We start from the raw sequence: 16,904 nt of genomic DNA, 5'->3' as shown, positions 1-16,904 counted from the left end.
GAATCCATAGTTCACATCCCCCATTGGATTGCTTTCGAAACTGACTTGCAAAAAAGAGATCAAACTCTGGAACAGCTACGCAACGAGGTTGTTCATCAAAGGGTAGAAATACAGTACAGCGATTGGTCACTGCGAAGATAAAGCTTCCCGTCGGAGACGGCAGGGGAAGCATTGAAATCGGTTTCGTCACCAGTGATGACGTTTTGAGCGAGGGGCTCGAACGAATCACTAGGCTTGTAGACCAACGTGCCACTCCGCCGAGTGACCACGTAGATATGTTCGCCGATCATGACCGGGGATGCATAGACAGGCCGACCGCTTTTCAATTTGTTCACACGATCTCGGTATATCTCTTCGCCGCCCTCGGCGGAAGTGCAATAGGCGATCCCTCGGTCGTCGATCCAATAAAACCGTCCTTCGTGAAGCAGTGGTGTCGCAACGTATGAACTCGCACGATTCGTCCAAAGGATTTTGGTTTGGGTCACGTCATCTTTTCCGCCGGCTCGGACAGCGATGCTTCCGCTGGCTCGGTAGCCGCCAAAGCTGTAGATGGTTTCCCCATCGATAATCACGGACGGACAAACGTTACCGGTCATCGGTGATTCGGCATACCAGATCAGTTTGCCCGTTTTGGGATTCAATGACCAAAGTTCGCCGGGCACACTGATGACCATTTCATGCCGGCCACTATCGAGTTTGATGATGCGGGGAGTGCCGTAAGTCAATTCCAGCATGCCGGCTTCTTGCTTCCACACCTCTTTGCCGGTGGATTTGTCAAGCGCGATGATCGCCTTGGCCTCTTCCGAAGCGTTAACGATGACGCTGTCGTCAAACAAAACCAAACTGGCTGCCGATCCCCACTTGCGGTTACTGGATTCCTTGCCGACATCGACGTTCCAAACCTTCTCTCCGTCAAGCGTCAAGCAATGGACCCCGCCCTTGCCGAGAAACACGAACACATGCTTGCCGTCGGTAACAGGAGTGTTGCTGGCGTAGCCGTGTTCGGTGATGTAGCCCTGGTAGCCGTCTTCGCGGTAGTCGATCGGGAAATCAATTGACCAGAGCAGCTTTCCGTTATTCTTGTCAAAGCAGAGCACTTCGCGCTTGGCAGTTTCTTCGCTAGCGACATAGCACGTCACGATCACTTTCTCCCCCACGACAATCGGGCTGGACGATCCACTGCCAGGCAATTCAACTTTCCACGCCAAATTTTCTGTCTCGTCCCATTTTACGGGCACGACTTCGGCGGAGCGCGCAGTGCCACCTGGACCAAGAAACTCAGGCCAATCATCGGCCTGAGCAAATGTGACAAAACAGAAGACGCTTAGCGACGCGAGGAGATGTCGGAACATGCAATGGCCTGAAACTATGAAGGTCGTAGCGGAAGTCGTCAAAACTTTCGGCTGGTCGAAGGAGACAGGTTATCCAAACCGAAACTCTTGACGAGTTCCGCCCCGGATAAGGTAAACGATCACTGAGGACGCTGAGGACGCTGAGGTCGCCCCTGTCCACGGTTTCCGACATCGCCGCCTTCAGCGTGCCCGGGACCATGTGGCGGACGGGTGTTCTGGAGTTGCTCCTGCTGCTCGTCCTTCAGTATCGCAGCGATTCGCTTGTCGACATCGGCCTGGAGGGCAACGAGCATGCGTCGTTGCTTCTCGCTCAGATTCAGCGACTGTGCGATTGGTTCGGGCAGAACTTGACCAGCCTGAGGCGGCGGTCCGTGGTGACCACCTTGTTCGCCATCAGGCGGCTGCTGTTTTCCTTGTTGTCCGCGCTCGCCGAAGCTGCCCCGCTGTGGCGGAGGGCCGCCGGGCCCACGCTGATTGCTAAGACCTTGGTCCTGCAGGAGTGTGGTGAGTTCGGCTTTGGTCACGCTGCCATCAGAATTGGCGTCCGCTTGAATAAACAACTGGAGGACCATTTCGGTCGACGGGCCCCCTGCTCGCATTCCGGGTGGGCCACCGCGTCCAGGAGGTTGAGCGAACAGCAAATTAGAACAAAGCAAGATGCCGACGACGGAAAACGAAAGGACGCGATTCATGGTTTGATTCTTCAGCGAGACTGGCGAGTGGCAAACAGCGATAAAACGGTTGTTCCCGAAGTCAATGCGTAATCGCGAGATGCAGTGGGCCGCGCTTCGTAAAATTTTTCTCAAATTTGCCTGCAATCCGGCAGAAGGGAGCCGAGGGGACTTCATTGCATATTGCATATCGGCAAGCAGACCGGCAGAGTTCCGTGGGCAACTGGTGTGTGATGCGGCCTTCGAATTTTTCAAAACAAAGGATGGAGGGTCGCCATTGCGGCACTCCTGGAGCGTTTCGATCTGCTGCCAGGACACAACGGCTCTGACGACGTCTTTCACGCGTCATTTTATTAATTTCGATTCTTTTTTGGCCCTGCGATGCACACAACGACGCATTGCAAAGTGCCGAAGAACAATCGGCTCCATTCGCAATTCAGCTCATGCCAACTGCCCCCCCTCTCGAGTGCGGATGGGCTTATCAACATTGAAACGAGATCGTTGCCAACATGTCAAAACCACAAAACCTTTTCAGTCGCGTCGTTTCACAGCTTAGCCATTCACCCGACCGAAAGAAAACACGTCGCCGCCGGCACTCACGTCTTCTTCGTGCTGAGGCATTGGAAGCACGTCAGTTGCTCGCTGGCGACCTCTTCATCAATGAGATCATGGCCGACAACGATGCCATCATCGAAGATCCCGATGAAGCCGGGGCGTTCGAGGACTGGGTGGAAATCTACAACGCTGGAACGGCAGCGGTTGACCTCGGTGGCATGTATCTGACTGACGACGTGGATGCTCCTACGCAGTGGCAATTTCCGGCTGGATCGAACATTGCTGCGGGCGAATATTTTCTGATTTGGGCAGACGACGAACCCGAACAAGGTGACAATCACGCGTCGTTCAAACTGTCATCGGGCGGCGAAGCGGTTGCCCTGTACGATACCGACGGGACAACTCTGGTCGACTCGATCGAATTCGGCACGCAAGCGACCGATGTCGCCTTTGGGCGTTCTCCCGACGGTAGTGATACGCTCAGCGTACTGACGACACCGACACCAGGTGCTTCCAACTCTGTCGTTGGCGAAGCGAACTTCGCTCCGACTGCCAATGCAGGCGGCCCATACGCTGGCACGACGGTAGATACGATTTCTCTGAGCGGTTCGACATCCTCCGACACTGACGGAACGATTGCGACCTACGCTTGGGACTTGGATCACGACGGCGATTATGACGACGCGTCCGGTGAAACCGTTAGCTTCTCATCGACAGCAGTCGGTACGTTCGTTGTCGGTTTGCAAGTGACCGATGATGACGGCGCGACCAGCGTGGACACGGGCACGATCAAAATCTCTGAGGTAGGAGATGCCGTGTCGCCCTGGGATGCCGTCACGGTCGATGATGAAGCGGCTGCGTTCTTTGACGACTCCTATGTGCACGAGGTGTCGATCACCTTTGAAGATGACGATTGGTACAACACGCTCTTCACTTCGCATGACACGGATGTAGATGACCCGTATTTCGAGGCCGATTTCGTCGCTGACGGGATCGCGATCGACGGAGTGGGGGTTCGCTTCAAAGGGAACTCTTCGTTTGACGGTACCGGTGTCAAGAAATCGATCAAGATTGACTTCAACGAATACGACGACTTGACGTTTTTGGGTTTGAAGAAACTGAACCTGAACAACAACTACAACGACCCGACAATGCTGCGGGAGAAGTTGTTCTACGATTACGCCTCGAACTTCCTCGAAGGCGTTGGCCGTGCAGTATTTACTCGGGTCACTATCAACGGTGAGTTCTACGGACTGTACACAGCAGTCGAGCAAGTGGATTCGACTTTCACGCAAAGCCGATTTGGCGACGAAGAGGACGGCAATTTGTACAAAGGAACTGCGTCGGATGACGCAGTCCTTTCCGATCCATCAGCCGACTTTGGTTCTGACTTGACGTACCTGGGGACGGATCAATCTGCCTATGAAGACTTCTACGATCTAAAAACGAACGAAGCAGCAAACGATTACACCAACTTGATCGAGTTCATCGATGTGCTCAACAGTACTTCGTCGGGCGACTTGTCCAGTGCCATCGAACCGCTTTTGGATGTCCAAGACACGCTAGCTTCGTTGGCCCTGAACAACTTGTTCGTGAATTTGGATTCGTACTCCGGTGCGGCCCACAATTACTACCTCTATGAACGTGATGACACGGGCCAATTCACCCACCTTCTCTGGGATGCAAACGAATCGTTCGGCACGTTCACACAGTTCGTTGATCGAGGGACAAACATTGTCCAACTCGATCCGTTCTTTTTGCCGGTGGGGACGGGGCGTCCCGGACAGCCCATTGAGGAAGAACTGCGACCACTGGCCGAAAATCTTTGGGCGGTTGACCAGTACAGCACCGACTACCTACGCGATCTAGAGCAGATGCTGGCAGAAGGCTTTGACGCCACTTCCGCGACTGCTCGGATCAGTGAGCTTGCCGATCTGATTCGCGCTGATGTTACCGCGGACCCGAACAAACAGTTCACGGACGCGCAGTTTGAACAGAACATCACAACCAACGTGAACGCGGGCAACCGAACGATCTACGGATTGACCAGTTTCATCGAGGACCGGTCGACCTTCCTGAACTCCGCTCTTGCGCAATATGACCTGGAACCGGAGTCGGTCGAGGTCTCCATCAACGAGATCATGGCTGATAATGATGCGACAATCGAAGACCCCGACGAAGCCGGCGCGTTTGAAGACTGGATCGAGCTTTACAATTCGGCCACGACGTCGGTTGACCTCAGTGGATTTTACTTGACCGATGACTCCGCTGATCCAACGCAGTGGCGACTCCCAAGCGGATCAACGATTGACTCGGGTGGTTACCTGATCATCTGGGCTGATGGCGATACCGATCAAGGCGACGACCACGCATCGTTCAAACTGTCAGCCAGCGGCGAAAGCGTTTTGCTATACAACACGGACGGATCGACGTTGGTTGATTCGATTTCCTTTGGCGAGCAAACGACCGATGTTTCCTACGGCCGATTCCCCGATGGTTCGTCGACATTGGCGGCATTGTCTGCTGCTACTCCTGGGGCATCGAACACCAACGAAATAGTTGAAAACGTCGCCCCGACCGCTGAAGCCGGAGGCCCTTACACCGGAACATCCGGCGATGCGATCTCGCTTAGCGGAGTGAATTCAACTGACACTGATGGCACGATCACGACGTACGCTTGGGACTTGGACAATGACGGCCAGTACGATGATGCGACGGACGCCTCAACGACATTCGACGCGGTGACTGCCGGCACGTTCACAGTCGGCCTGCAAGTGACCGACGACGACGGAGCGATCGGCACCAGCACCGCCACTGTCACCGTAACCGATGTATCACCAGTGGTCTTCATCAATGAAATCATGGCGGACAACGACGCGACGATCGAAGACCCCGATGAAGCCGGTGCGTTTGAGGACTGGATCGAGCTATACAACCCCGGCGCGACGGTGGTGGATCTCAGCGGACTCTACCTAACCGATGACGCCACCGATCCGACGCAGTGGGAGTTCCCCGATGGATCGACAATTGACGCGGGCGGCTACTTCATCGTTTGGGCCGATGACGAAACAGACCAAGGCGACAATCACGCTTCGTTCAAACTGTCGGCCGGTGGAGAAAGTGTTTTACTCTACAACACGGATGGCACAACCTTGGTGGATTCGATTACCTTTGGCGCGCAGACGACCGATGTTTCCTACGGCCGCTTCCCCGATGGTTCTTCGACGTTGGTCGTGTTGTCTGCCACCACTCCTGGTGCAACGAACACCAACGACGTCAACACGAACGCCGACCCGACCGCTGCTGCCGGTGGCCCCTACACCGGCGCTGTCGGCGACACGATCTCGCTGAGCGGTGTGAATTCAACCGACACCGATGGCACGATCACGACGTACGCGTGGGACTTGGACAATGACGGCCAGTACGATGATGCGACGGACGCCTCAACGACATTCGACGCGGTGACTGCCGGCACGTTCACAGTCGGCCTGCAAGTGACCGACGACGACGGAGCGACCGGCATCAGCACGGCGACTGTCACCGTGACCGACGTATCGCCGGTGGTCTTCATCAACGAGATCATGGCGGACAACGACGCAACGATCGAAGATCCCGATGAAGCCGGTGCGTTTGAGGATTGGATCGAGCTATACACCCCCAGCACGACAGCCGTGGATCTCAGTGGGTTCTACTTGACCGATGACGCCGCCGATCCGACACAGTGGCAATTTCCTGCCGGATCGTCGATCGATGCGGGTGGCTACTTGACCATCTGGGCCGATGGCGACACCGACCAAGGTGACAACCACGCTTCCTTCAAGCTGTCGGCCGGTGGAGAATCTGTCCTGCTGTACGCCGCTGACGGATCCACCTTGGTTGATTCCGTTACCTTTGGCGAACAAACAACGGACGTTTCTTACGGACGTTTCCCCGACGGTTCTGCGACATTGACCCTATTGTCGACCGCTACTCCTGGTGCTGCGAACACCAACGACGCGGTTGCCAACGTTGCTCCCACGGCTGTAGCCGGAGGACCTTACACCGGAACTGTCGGCGATGCGATCTCGCTCAGTGGTGCGGCTTCATCCGACACCGATGGCACAATCGCGACTTACGCCTGGGATCTCGATAACGACGGCCAGTTCGATGACGCTACCGGTGCAACAGCGTCGTTCGATTCAGCGACAGCAGGAACGTTCACCGTTGGTTTGCAAGTCACTGACGACGAAGGGGCGATCAGCACCGACACAGCAAGCGTCTTCGTCAACGCGGCCATTACGCCAGGACTTGTTGTTACTCAGTCCGGTGGCACCAGCATCGTCAGTGAATCAGGTTTGGTCGATACGATGAGTGTGGTGCTATCGAGTCAGCCGACAGCAACTGTCACAGTCGCTGTCATCAGCGCGGATCCGGAAGAAGTGGCTGCCTCACCAAGCCAACTGACGTTCACACCCAACAACTGGAACGTGTCGCAGACGGTTACGGTCAGCGGTTTCGACGATGAACAGATTGACGGGAATCAGAATACGTTGATCACTTTCGACGTTTCCAGCAGCGATCCCCAATACGCTGCGTTGGCTAACGTTGGAGTGGAAGTCACCACTCAAGACGCCGACTCATCAAACCCGCCAACACGTATCTATGCTCCGGACTATGTCGTTCGCCCGCATCTGATTCCCGGCGACAGCATCCCGACCGCGATCCTTTTTCGTGCAGTCGCTGACGCTACGATTTCAGTGCTTCCGATCGGGACCGTCAATTTCAGCCAATCTATTCGAATCTTGAATCAAAGCATTGCCGATGTTGGGGGATATTCGCAAGGCGTGATGACAGCGACGGTCACGGCAGGACAAATGTACGCGATTGTATTCGAGCCGCACGACGAGAGCCTCGTCTACAGCGTTCGATCGACTGCTGGCACCGATGTGTTCATCCCATCGACACCAACTAATTTCTTAGAACCCACCGATACCAACGGCGACAGTCTCACCTCGCCAGCCGACATTTTGGTCGTACTCAATCGACTTGAGCTGATGTCGCAAGCACAAGGCGAGCTGACGTCGGATCAATTCATGTACGACGTCAGTGGCGATCAAAGGATTTCACCGCTCGACGCTTTGTTGGTCATCAACGAACTGAGTCGGCGAGCGACAAGATCGGCCAACGGAGAACTGGTGCAGTTGGATCAACTGCAAGCCTCTCTGCAGTCAAATTCGCTCGCACCAACGACGGCAGATGCCGAAGACGATTCCAGTGCAATCCTGTTCGATCCGGAAATCACGCCTGTCAACTCAACGGCGTTTTACGAGATGTCTCCCAATCAGTCGCAAGCATTTGCGGTTGACCGAGTTGTTGACGAAGGCGAAAGCGTCGTCTCGGAAGCTGACTTGGACTTGCTTGCCAATAATTTGCATCAAACGCTAAGCAGGGAGAACTTGTCCGATTCACAGCTTTAGGACCGTCTGCAAATTCAGTTTGCAGACGTCAATCAATGCATCAATCTGTGCTTAACAAGGAGAAACCATGTCGTATTCGACGTCAAACGATTCACTGATGCTGATTGGAATTGTCCTTCTTGCGGCGATTCTGCCGTCTGCGAAAACGGTTGGGGGCGAAGAAGTGCAGAAGGACCCGGGGCCAACGAAGAGGCAACTGCATTTACCCGAAACGCCTTACAACTACACGAACATCGCGCTTCCACCGCACTTTCAGACGTCGGCCGTACGACGTATGGACAACACGCCGACGTCCAACCCAATCACCGATCATGGAGCAACGCTGGGCCGAGTCCTTTTTCACGATACCGGGCTTTCGGCCAACGGCAAAACCTCTTGTGCATCCTGCCACTTGCAAAAACTTGCGTTCTCTGATGCAAAGAAGGTCAGTCGCGGTTTTAACGGCGAAAAGGTCGAACGCAATTCCATGAGTTTGGTCAACTCACGCTACTATGCTCGAGGCCGGTTCTTTTGGGATGAGCGGGCGACTTCGCTGGAAGAACAGGTGCTGATGCCAATCGAAAACGAATTGGAAATGGGCCATCAGTTGGACAAGCTGGTCGAGCAACTTCAAGGCAGTTCAGTCTACCCGCCGCTTTTCAAAAGTGCTTTCGGAGATGATGTCGTCACGAATGATCGCGTCGCAATGGCTTTGGCGCAATTTGTTCGGTCGATTGTTTCGTACCAGTCCAGGTACGACGAAGGGCTGGCGAACGCGGGATCGATTCGCGAATCGTTTTCCAATTTCACCGAGACTGAAAATAACGGCAAGCGACTTTTCTTAACCCGAGCCCAATGTGCAAGCTGTCATATGCTGGATCAGCGTGGCGGTGGTCGTGGTCGGGGCGGCGACCGTGGACGCGGAGGTAGTCGTGGGCGAGGGCGAAATGGAAACGCGGCCATCTTTTTCATGGACGGTCCCGCCAACAACGGTGTGGATGGCAACTACCAGGCAAAGGATGCGGGTGTGGCCAACCAGACCTTCGACTTACGCGATGCGGGTGACTTCAAGTCGCCGTCGTTGCGGAACGTTGAATTGACTGCCCCGTACATGCACGACGGAAGGTTCATAACGCTCGAAAGTGTTTTGACTCACTACAGCGATGGGATCAAGAACCATCCCAACCTGGACCGTCGCTTTCGCGGTGGCGGCAGAAGTCGATCTCGCGGATTGAATCTGACCTCCGCAGACAAGAAAGCGATTGTTGCGTTCCTCAAGACCCTGACCGATCATGAGCTGATCGAAGATCCAAAGTTTTCCGACCCCTTCGCATCCGGAACTTAGCGGTATGGCACCCAGCTCGTTTTCATTTTCTGACGACCCGAATGGCAATTCGAGAGTTTCGCGATACCCTTTTTCTACTGTCTCCGCACGCGTGCGGAGACTTTGTAATTCTGAGAGAATTGACTGAGACGGATATGATTAAAACACAGACCTGGCAAAAAGCAGTATTAAGACACGCCGTTTCCCGTCGGGAATGGTTCACCACGTGTGTTCTGTTTCTCTTGTTGGCGGGGCCCATCAGCAACTCATTCGGTCAAGAGACGGTTCCTTCATCTCCTGAGTCCGGTTTCTGGAAGTCCGTGTATTCAGATAACCATGTGCTCGACATCCGGATCACCTTAAGCGCTGACAACTGGAAGACGATGCAGCCTGAGCAAGCGGAACGTGGCCGCGGCCGAGAGGGGCGTGGTGCTCGCGGTCAGGACGAGCGTGGTGGCCGTGGCGGCGGGCCTCCGAACCGCCGACCGGGGCCACCCGACGGTCCGCGACGGGGCGGGCCACCAACGGGTGATCGACCGCAAGGTGAGCCACCAGGAGGCGGACCTCCACAAGGTCGCGGCGGACCACCACAAGGCGGTGGTCCAGGCGGAGGCACTGAATTCACCTACGTCAAAGCACAGATCGAAGTTGATGGTGAAACGTATGCTGACGTCGGTCTGCGCTTCAAAGGCAATTCGTCCTATCGCAGTTCGGCGAACAGTCTCAAACGCCCCATGAAGATCCATATGAACAAATACAACAAGAAGCAGTCGCTTCATGGTCGCGACAAGCTGAACCTATCAAACGCGATGTTGGATTCGGCGTTCATGAAAGAGAAGCTTGCCTACGGCCTTTATGAGTCGGCCGGCCTCGCAGCTCCGGAAGTTGGCTGGGCCAACGTGACTTTGACGGTCGATGGCAAGACTGAGCCGCTGGGCATCTATGTACTCATCGAACAGGTCGATAAACAATTCATGAAAAACCATTTCGGCAAAGATTCCAAAGATAGCCTTTTGATGAAGCCGGAAGTCAACGCGTGGGAATATCTTGGAGACAATGCTGAAGACTACGCCGGCTACGACATCAAGTACGGCGAGAAAAACGCCAGGCAATTTAGTCAGTTGGGAGAGCTTCTGAAGTTGATCAACGACGGTTCAGACAGTGAATTCGAATCTGAGATTGGCAAGCGTTTTGATCTGCCACAACTGGCTGGCTATCTTGCCGCGACATCGCTGTTGTCCAGCCTCGACAGCTACGTTTCAGCACCGCACAACTATTATCTGATGCTGGACAAGGCCGACGGCAAAATGCGACTTCTGCCGTGGGACGTCAACGAAAGCTTTGCCGCACACACGCGGGGTGCCAGTGTCGAACAACTCGTGGATTGGGACATTGACCGCCCCTGGATCGCGGATCGCCGGCTGCTTGAACGCTTGTTTAAGACGGAGGACTTCCCAACGATGTATCGCACAGCGCTTTCGGAACTGACGAAGGAGTTCACGGCAGAGAAGCTCTTTCCTCAAATAGAAGAGTATCGAAAAGCGATTGCGCCCCATGTCGGCAAATACAAAGCAGGGGCAGGCACGACGGGTTTGGAAGCGGGCATCAACGGAGATCAACAAGGAATCAACCGTTCGGTCGACAGGCAGGTGTTGGCAATCAAGCCCTTCATTCAACGGCGTCACAAGTCTGTCGCGGCCCAGTTGGCTGACGAACGAGAAGGACAAACGATTTCACAAGGACGAGGACGACGGTAAACGAACGTACAACCACTACCTTCAGGCGATGGATTCGTTTGGGAACTGGCTCGCCCACCCAAAACGCCGAATCGTTGACGCCAATCCGTTTGCTGGGGTTCCTCGCCGAAACGCTGCCGTTGATGTCCGACACCCCCACCGCGCGTTGACGACCGATGAGTTTGACAAACTGCTTGAATCGGCACGCAACAGCAACGTGTCTATTCAGTGCTACTCAGGGGGAAGAGCGGGCACGGATTTACACGCTGTCCTATATGACAGGCCTACGCAAGGGCGAGGTGGCAAGCCTGACCAAGGGGAGCTTTAAGCTGACGGGAAAGAGCCCTATCCTCACCGTCGGGGGCAAATCGTAGAAGCACCGAAAAAAGGACCTGCTGCCCATCCATGCAGAACTCGTCACGCTGCTTCGCTATTGGCTCAAAGACATGAAGCCGGGCGACGTATTGTTCCCAAAACTAGCCGGTCGCAAAGCCTGGAAGATGGTCAAGAAAGACCTTGAACGGGTTGGGATTCCATACCGCACCGCTGACGGCTTCGCTGATTTTCATGCCTCTGGGCGTCACCCCCATATCACCGAGCTACTCAAAAACGGTGCTAGAGGCCATGAACCTGGCAAGGCACAGCTCTGTGGACATGACGATGAAGAATTGCCACGTTGGTCTTAATGACCAGGCAAAGGCCCTGGCTGCCCTGCCCGCTCCGTCATCCGAAAAGTGTCAGGATATTGTTAGGAAACCGGGCGTCTCAAGTAGTCGCGAGCGGTCATCGCCTGACACTGAGAAGCAGCAACGAGCTTCTGGCAAGGCAAAAAAAAACCTCGCATATAGCGAGGCTTCTGACGCCCAGTGTCAGCAACAGGCAGTTGCTGACACTGATGGGCATCTAGCGGAGGACACGGGACTCGAACCCGCAACTCCTTGCGGAGCAATTGATTTCGAATCAACCTGCTTGCCAATTCGCTTATCCTCCAGATTGGCTGTGACTATGTTGGCTCCAGTAACGAAGCTCGTCAAGTCGCTGCCATTTCGACTCCGAATAAATCACTCGTTTGGTTCAGACAGACTAGCCGCAGCGTGCTGGCACCGGTCGTCATCGAAAACCGTACCAAACGTCTATCGGCTAATTGGTGCCGTTTGAAAAAGTGATTTAGTCAGCATTTCGTCTAACTGATCGACGTTCTCCGAGACGATTAGGTTCGCCGCCGAGCCAGGGCACGGCGGAGCTTGCCGATCGAGCTAAACGATCTGGCTTGACGCCCCAGCATGACGACCGACTTTATCGACCGAGTGACAGGGGCGTTTTTGCCAACGTGATCAGTGCTTGTGCTCGGTTGTGAAACCGTATTCTTTGAGCCACTTTTCCCACTTGTGGGCTTCGTCGTGAGTCTTCAGTTTCAGTTCGTGCCATTTGGGACAGCGATACTTGAGGTCCACATGGCCGTTGTGCTGGTGCTGTTGGATCTCACAACCGAGCTTCTTGAGCGTCTTGCTGATCGTTTCGACTTTTTTGGTTTCGTGAATGTGCTTGGCTTTCCAGTCTTTTAGCTGGTAGCGAACAATTTCGTCCGCGGTAGCGATGGACGGCGGTGTCATTGCTGACAGGGCAGCGAAAGCAACAAGCAGGGCAATCGTTCGGAACATTGGCGACAGCGTCCTAGAGAGTGGGTTTTGTGAACGGGGTGTTGTTGTGAACTGAGATTGGTACGCGATATTCCTACGCAATGGAAGCGTAATACGTCAAGATTCACTCGGTGCGGTTTGTTAAATCGAGTCGGTCATTTGCGAGCTTTTCCACCCAGCGGGCTACAGGGAAACCCAACCGCTTTGACTGGGCCGCGACCCCCGTTTTCGATGGGCCTTGACCAAGGAAGGCATGAACAGGACCTGATGAACCACCGCGATCAGCGAATTGGGGTCTATGGGCTTGAAAAGACATCGGGTGGGAGCGGCCATCGCTTCGGCTTTTTTCTCTAGCCCAGCCCACTGGCTCTCTGCCACAAGAACGGCAGGCAGGTCTTCGTAACCGGTTTTTTGACGCATCATTTCCAAATGAGACAACGCGTCTGCCGCATCGTCGCCCACGTCCCAGAGCACGAGATCCTGATGTCCCATGCTAAACGCGTCGATGGCAGCCTGTCCCGTGCGAGCACAAATGACGCCGTAGCCCTGGTAATCCATGACTCCGGCGGTCGCGATCAGCGAAAGCGGATTGGGGTCGACGACAATGATGGACGCGGATTTGCGGGGTTCCGCTTTGCTGACAGCAGCAGAGGATTTGCTGGAGGCAGCGGCGGAATCAGCGTGGCCTGAGTCAAATTTCTTCATAACCTGTCTTCTAGCAAAGGAGATTCAGCCTGGGTTTTACGGGCAAGCCGACATTCGCAGCAAGATCGCTCGTGGTTGCATGATTGATGATCCAGACGGACAATTCGCGATTCCAGACACCGTGCCCTGTTCGACTGCCCCTCTCCGATTTTTCCAAACCGATGAATCAGCCTGTCCCCGAAGAAGAACTGACCGACCCACGCGCTGCCCGTCGCGATAAATTGCGGCAAATCGTCGAAATGGGCATCGACCCCTGGGGCAGCCGTTTTGACGATCGCGATTTAATCGGCGACTGCGTTGAAAAGGCAGCCAGCAACACGTTTGTCAAAGAAGACGGGACGTCGGTGGAGTTGCCCGATTTTGCCGACCAGGACCTGAACTACAAGCAATGGAAAGCCGACAACGGCCCCGGTGCTGAAAACGGCCCGACCGTCCGCGTTGCCGGTCGCATCATGCTGAAACGGGGCCAAGGAAAACTGTTTTTCCTGACCATCCGAGATTGGACAGGCGACGTTCAGATTTTCATCGGCAAAAAACAAGTCGGTGACGAATTCTTTGAGCTGGCAAAACTGTTCGACAACGGTGACTTGGTCGGTGCCGAAGGAAAACTGGTGCACACCAATACGGGCGAATTGACCGTGTTTGCCGAAAAACTGTTCTTCCACACCAAGATGCTGGACGTACCGCCAGAGAAACACGCGGGACTGACCGACCCTGACCTGCGTCAGCGAATGCGGTACGCGGACCTTGCGTTCAACGACGGGCCGATGAAAACGTTTTTGGACCGAACCAAAATCGTCAAATCGATCCGAAGCACGTTGGACGACGACGGTTTTTGCGAAGTCGAAGGGCCCACACTGCACACTGTCGCCGGCGGTGCCGCAGCGCGTCCGTTTGAAACGCATCACAATGCATTGGACATGAAACTGACAATGCGGATCGCTCTGGAACTGCACCTCAAACGATTGATGGTCGGTGGCATGGAACGCGTCTACGAACTGGGGCGAGTGTACCGCAACGAAGGCCTGAGCCCGCGACACAATCCCGAATTCACGATGCTGGAAGTCTACCAAGCCTATGGCGACTATGAATCGATGATGGACCTGACCGAACAGATCATCAGCGATGCAATCGTGGCGACCGGTGGTGATTACAAACGTGAATTCGATGGAAACACGATCGATTTCACGCCGCCATTCAAAAGAGAGACGTACGCCAGCCTGTTCGGGAAAGCGACTGGAATCGATCCGGCCGATGAAGCAGCGGTGCTGGAATTGGCGGGGCAATTACATATCAATACGTCCGGAAAACACCCCGACGTCGTCCGCAACGAGATCTTTGAAGAGAAAGTCGAAGACACTCTCGAAGGCCCCATCTTTGTGATCGATTACCCTGCCAGCATCTGTCCGCTGACAAAACGCAAGCGAGACAATCCGGAGATCGCCGAGCGTTTCGAGCTATTCATCTTGGGGATGGAACTGGCCAATGCTTATACGGAATTGAATGACCCGGATTTGCAAGAAGAACTGTTCACCACGCAGCTGGATGGCCAAGAAGACGAAGATTCGATGGCCAAAATGGATCACGATTTCGTCCGAGCACTTCGTCACGCGATGCCGCCGGCGGGAGGCTTGGGCATCGGAATCGATCGCTTGGTAATGCTATTAACCGGGCAGAAATCGATTCGCGACGTCATTCTGTTTCCAGTGCTTCGGCCTCAGCAGTAGCGATTGGTTCTGCCAGTCGCTGTGGACCAGCCAATTGCCGTTTACGCCCCTTGGCTGGTTCCCCTAGACTCCGGCGACTTGAAGGATTTCGCCCACCATCGGCTGAAGGAACGGCTATGTATCGTTGGTTGCTTTGCTTTCGCTATTTGCGAACGCGCTATATCGCGCTTGCGTCGATCATCAGTGTGACGCTGGGCGTCGCAACGCTGATCGTCGTCAATAGCGTGATGGCAGGTTTCTCTGCCGAAATGCACGATCGACTGCATGGCTTGGCGTCGGACGTCATGATCGAATGCCACAACAGCGGTGGCATGCCGGATCCCGAAAGGCATCTTGCCGAAATCAAAGAAGTCTGTGGTGATCAAATCGCCGGTATGTCCGTCAGCGTCAACGTGCCCAGCATGCTGGGCATCGAATACCGCGGGCAAAACATCGCTAGGCACGTCCAGCTAATCGGCTTGGACGCAGCGTCGTACGACAAGGTGAGTGATTTCGGCAAGTACCTGCTGCACCCCAAAAATCAAACCGACGCCAATTTCCAACTTCGCTCCGGTGGCTACCCGATGGAGCGAGACCCGATGTCACCCACTCCTTGGGGATGGGCTCATCGACGACACACCGCAGCTGTTGCCAAAATGCTGGAAGCCGAACGTGATCGCATCAGCGCATTGACGGCCAGCGAAACAGCCAGCACTAGCAGTGCTGGCCCAAGCATGGGAAATACGTTTTCGCCTGAACTATTGGCCGACAGTGACGGCAAGGCCCCCGAAGCATTGGATCCCGCCAAGGATCAGTTCCCGGGCATCATTCTGGGAATCGCGACCTGCAGTGCCAAAATGCGTGACGACCAAAACATCGTCCGAGAGCACTACTACTGTCGTCCCGGCGACGACGTCCGCATGATGTTTCCCAATGCATCGGACAATGCCAAAGTCATCAACCAAAAGTTCACTGTCGTCGACCTGTACGAATCAGGCATGAGCGAATACGACAGCAGTTTTGCATTCTGCCGACTGGACAAGCTGCAAGATTTTCGCGGCATGATCGATCCATCCAGCGGTGTGCGTAGCATTACGACCATTCAATTAAAACTGATCGAAGGTGCCGATCTAAATGCAGTTCGTGACGCGCTGCGTCTGCGTTATCCGTCCGACCTGTATGCCTACAACATTCAAACTTGGCGTGACATGCAAGGTCCGCTTCTGGCGGCCGTTCGATTGGAAACCATGATCCTGAACATCTTGCTTTTCCTGATCATCGCCGTCGCAGGTTTCGGCATCTTGGCGACTTTCTTTATGATCGTCGTCGAAAAAACTCGCGACATCGGAACGCTAAAAGCTCTTGGTGCGTCGGGCAAAGGAGTGATGAGCATCTTCCTGACCTACGGACTGCTACTGGGATTTGTCGGTAGCGGAGCCGGATTGTTGGGCGGCCTGATCTTTGTTCAACACATCAATCGCATCGCGGGATGGATCGAAACCATCACAGGCCAGGAAGTGTTTGATCCAACCGTCTACTACTTCAACGAGATCCCGACGATCATCCATCCTTTCACATTGTGCTGGGTAATGGTGGGAGCAATGACGATCGCCGTCATCGCTAGCGTGCTGCCGGCTCTGCGTGCCGCTCGAATGCACCCTGTGCAAGCCTTGCGATTCGAGTAGAGAACGCACCCAAACCGCTAGCTCTAATGACCGACGCTAGATTTTGGGTTTGACTGTACTGATCAAAAACAAACAAGCCCGCGGCGATCTCCGGT

General features: G+C 54.7%; 9 protein-coding genes and 1 tRNA gene. 5 read left to right on the top strand and 5 right to left on the bottom strand.

What is annotated here, in order from left to right:
- Positions 1-95: 95 nt before the first annotated feature.
- Together K239x_RS23065 and K239x_RS23060 are read right to left on the bottom strand one after the other, a co-directional pair.
- Entirely contained in the window at positions 96-1,352 is a 1,257-nt protein-coding gene (locus tag K239x_RS23065) for an outer membrane protein assembly factor BamB family protein (protein WP_145420706.1), read from the bottom strand.
- Between the two features lie 119 nt (positions 1,353-1,471).
- Positions 1,472-2,044, bottom strand: a complete 573-nt coding sequence (locus K239x_RS23060) for an EF-hand domain-containing protein (protein ID WP_419189302.1) — start codon at positions 2,042-2,044, stop codon at positions 1,472-1,474.
- 488 nt (positions 2,045-2,532) lie between these two features.
- Between K239x_RS23060 and K239x_RS23055 the strand changes: the two genes are divergently transcribed.
- From K239x_RS23055 to K239x_RS23045, 3 genes are all read left to right on the top strand, one after another.
- Positions 2,533-8,034: a lamin tail domain-containing protein gene (locus K239x_RS23055; protein ID WP_145420705.1), complete on the top strand. Its 5,502-nt coding sequence runs from the start codon at positions 2,533-2,535 to the stop codon at positions 8,032-8,034.
- 67 nt (positions 8,035-8,101) lie between these two features.
- Positions 8,102-9,358 carry a cytochrome-c peroxidase gene (locus tag K239x_RS23050; RefSeq protein WP_419189301.1) on the top strand — a complete coding sequence of 419 codons (1,257 nt, stop codon included), beginning with the start codon at positions 8,102-8,104 and terminating at the stop codon, positions 9,356-9,358.
- Positions 9,359-9,657: 299 nt separating this feature from the next.
- On the top strand, positions 9,658-11,094 hold the full coding sequence (locus tag K239x_RS23045; protein ID WP_145420704.1) for a CotH kinase family protein: 1,437 nt from the start codon (positions 9,658-9,660) through the stop codon (positions 11,092-11,094).
- 886 nt (positions 11,095-11,980) lie between these two features.
- On the opposite strand, the gene K239x_RS23040 is transcribed toward K239x_RS23045, so the two are convergent.
- The 3 genes from K239x_RS23040 to K239x_RS23030 all read right to left on the bottom strand — a co-directional run bounded on the left by K239x_RS23040 (position 11,981) and on the right by K239x_RS23030 (position 13,418).
- Positions 11,981-12,063, bottom strand: a tRNA-Ser gene (locus K239x_RS23040).
- Between the two features lie 344 nt (positions 12,064-12,407).
- Positions 12,408-12,734: a hypothetical protein gene (locus K239x_RS23035; RefSeq protein ID WP_145420703.1), complete on the bottom strand. Its 327-nt coding sequence runs from the start codon at positions 12,732-12,734 to the stop codon at positions 12,408-12,410.
- 162 nt (positions 12,735-12,896) lie between these two features.
- Positions 12,897-13,418, bottom strand: coding sequence for a response regulator (locus tag K239x_RS23030; RefSeq protein ID WP_145420702.1), 522 nt, complete (start codon positions 13,416-13,418; stop codon positions 12,897-12,899).
- Between the two features lie 161 nt (positions 13,419-13,579).
- Between K239x_RS23030 and lysS the strand changes: the two genes are divergently transcribed.
- Together lysS and K239x_RS23020 are read left to right on the top strand one after the other, a co-directional pair.
- Positions 13,580-15,145 carry a lysine--tRNA ligase gene (gene lysS / locus K239x_RS23025; protein ID WP_145420701.1) on the top strand — a complete coding sequence of 522 codons (1,566 nt, stop codon included), beginning with the start codon at positions 13,580-13,582 and terminating at the stop codon, positions 15,143-15,145.
- Positions 15,146-15,261: 116 nt separating this feature from the next.
- Positions 15,262-16,809, top strand: coding sequence for an ABC transporter permease (locus tag K239x_RS23020; RefSeq protein WP_145420700.1), 1,548 nt, complete (start codon positions 15,262-15,264; stop codon positions 16,807-16,809).
- The last annotated feature ends 95 nt before the right edge of the window (positions 16,810-16,904 follow it).

This window comes from Stieleria marina (genome assembly GCA_007741555.1).
Classification (GTDB): Bacteria; Planctomycetota; Planctomycetia; order Pirellulales; family Pirellulaceae; genus K23-9.
Note: the sequence above shows the minus strand (reverse complement) of the source record. Positions and strands in the feature narration are given on the sequence as shown.

Bases quoted from the DNA above. Each gene is read 5' to 3' on its own strand.
- lysS (WP_145420701.1), top strand. From the start codon at position 13,580: ATGAATCAGCCTGTCCCCGAAGAAGAACTGACCGACCCACGCGCTGCC.
- K239x_RS23055 (WP_145420705.1), top strand. From the start codon at position 2,533: ATGTCAAAACCACAAAACCTTTTCAGTCGCGTCGTTTCACAGCTTAGC.
- K239x_RS23065 (WP_145420706.1), bottom strand. From the start codon at position 1,352: ATGTTCCGACATCTCCTCGCGTCGCTAAGCGTCTTCTGTTTTGTCACA.
- K239x_RS23060 (WP_419189302.1), bottom strand. From the start codon at position 2,044: ATGAATCGCGTCCTTTCGTTTTCCGTCGTCGGCATCTTGCTTTGTTCT.
- K239x_RS23035 (WP_145420703.1), bottom strand. From the start codon at position 12,734: ATGTTCCGAACGATTGCCCTGCTTGTTGCTTTCGCTGCCCTGTCAGCA.
- K239x_RS23050 (WP_419189301.1), top strand. From the start codon at position 8,102: ATGTCGTATTCGACGTCAAACGATTCACTGATGCTGATTGGAATTGTC.
- K239x_RS23030 (WP_145420702.1), bottom strand. From the start codon at position 13,418: ATGAAGAAATTTGACTCAGGCCACGCTGATTCCGCCGCTGCCTCCAGC.
- K239x_RS23020 (WP_145420700.1), top strand. From the start codon at position 15,262: ATGTATCGTTGGTTGCTTTGCTTTCGCTATTTGCGAACGCGCTATATC.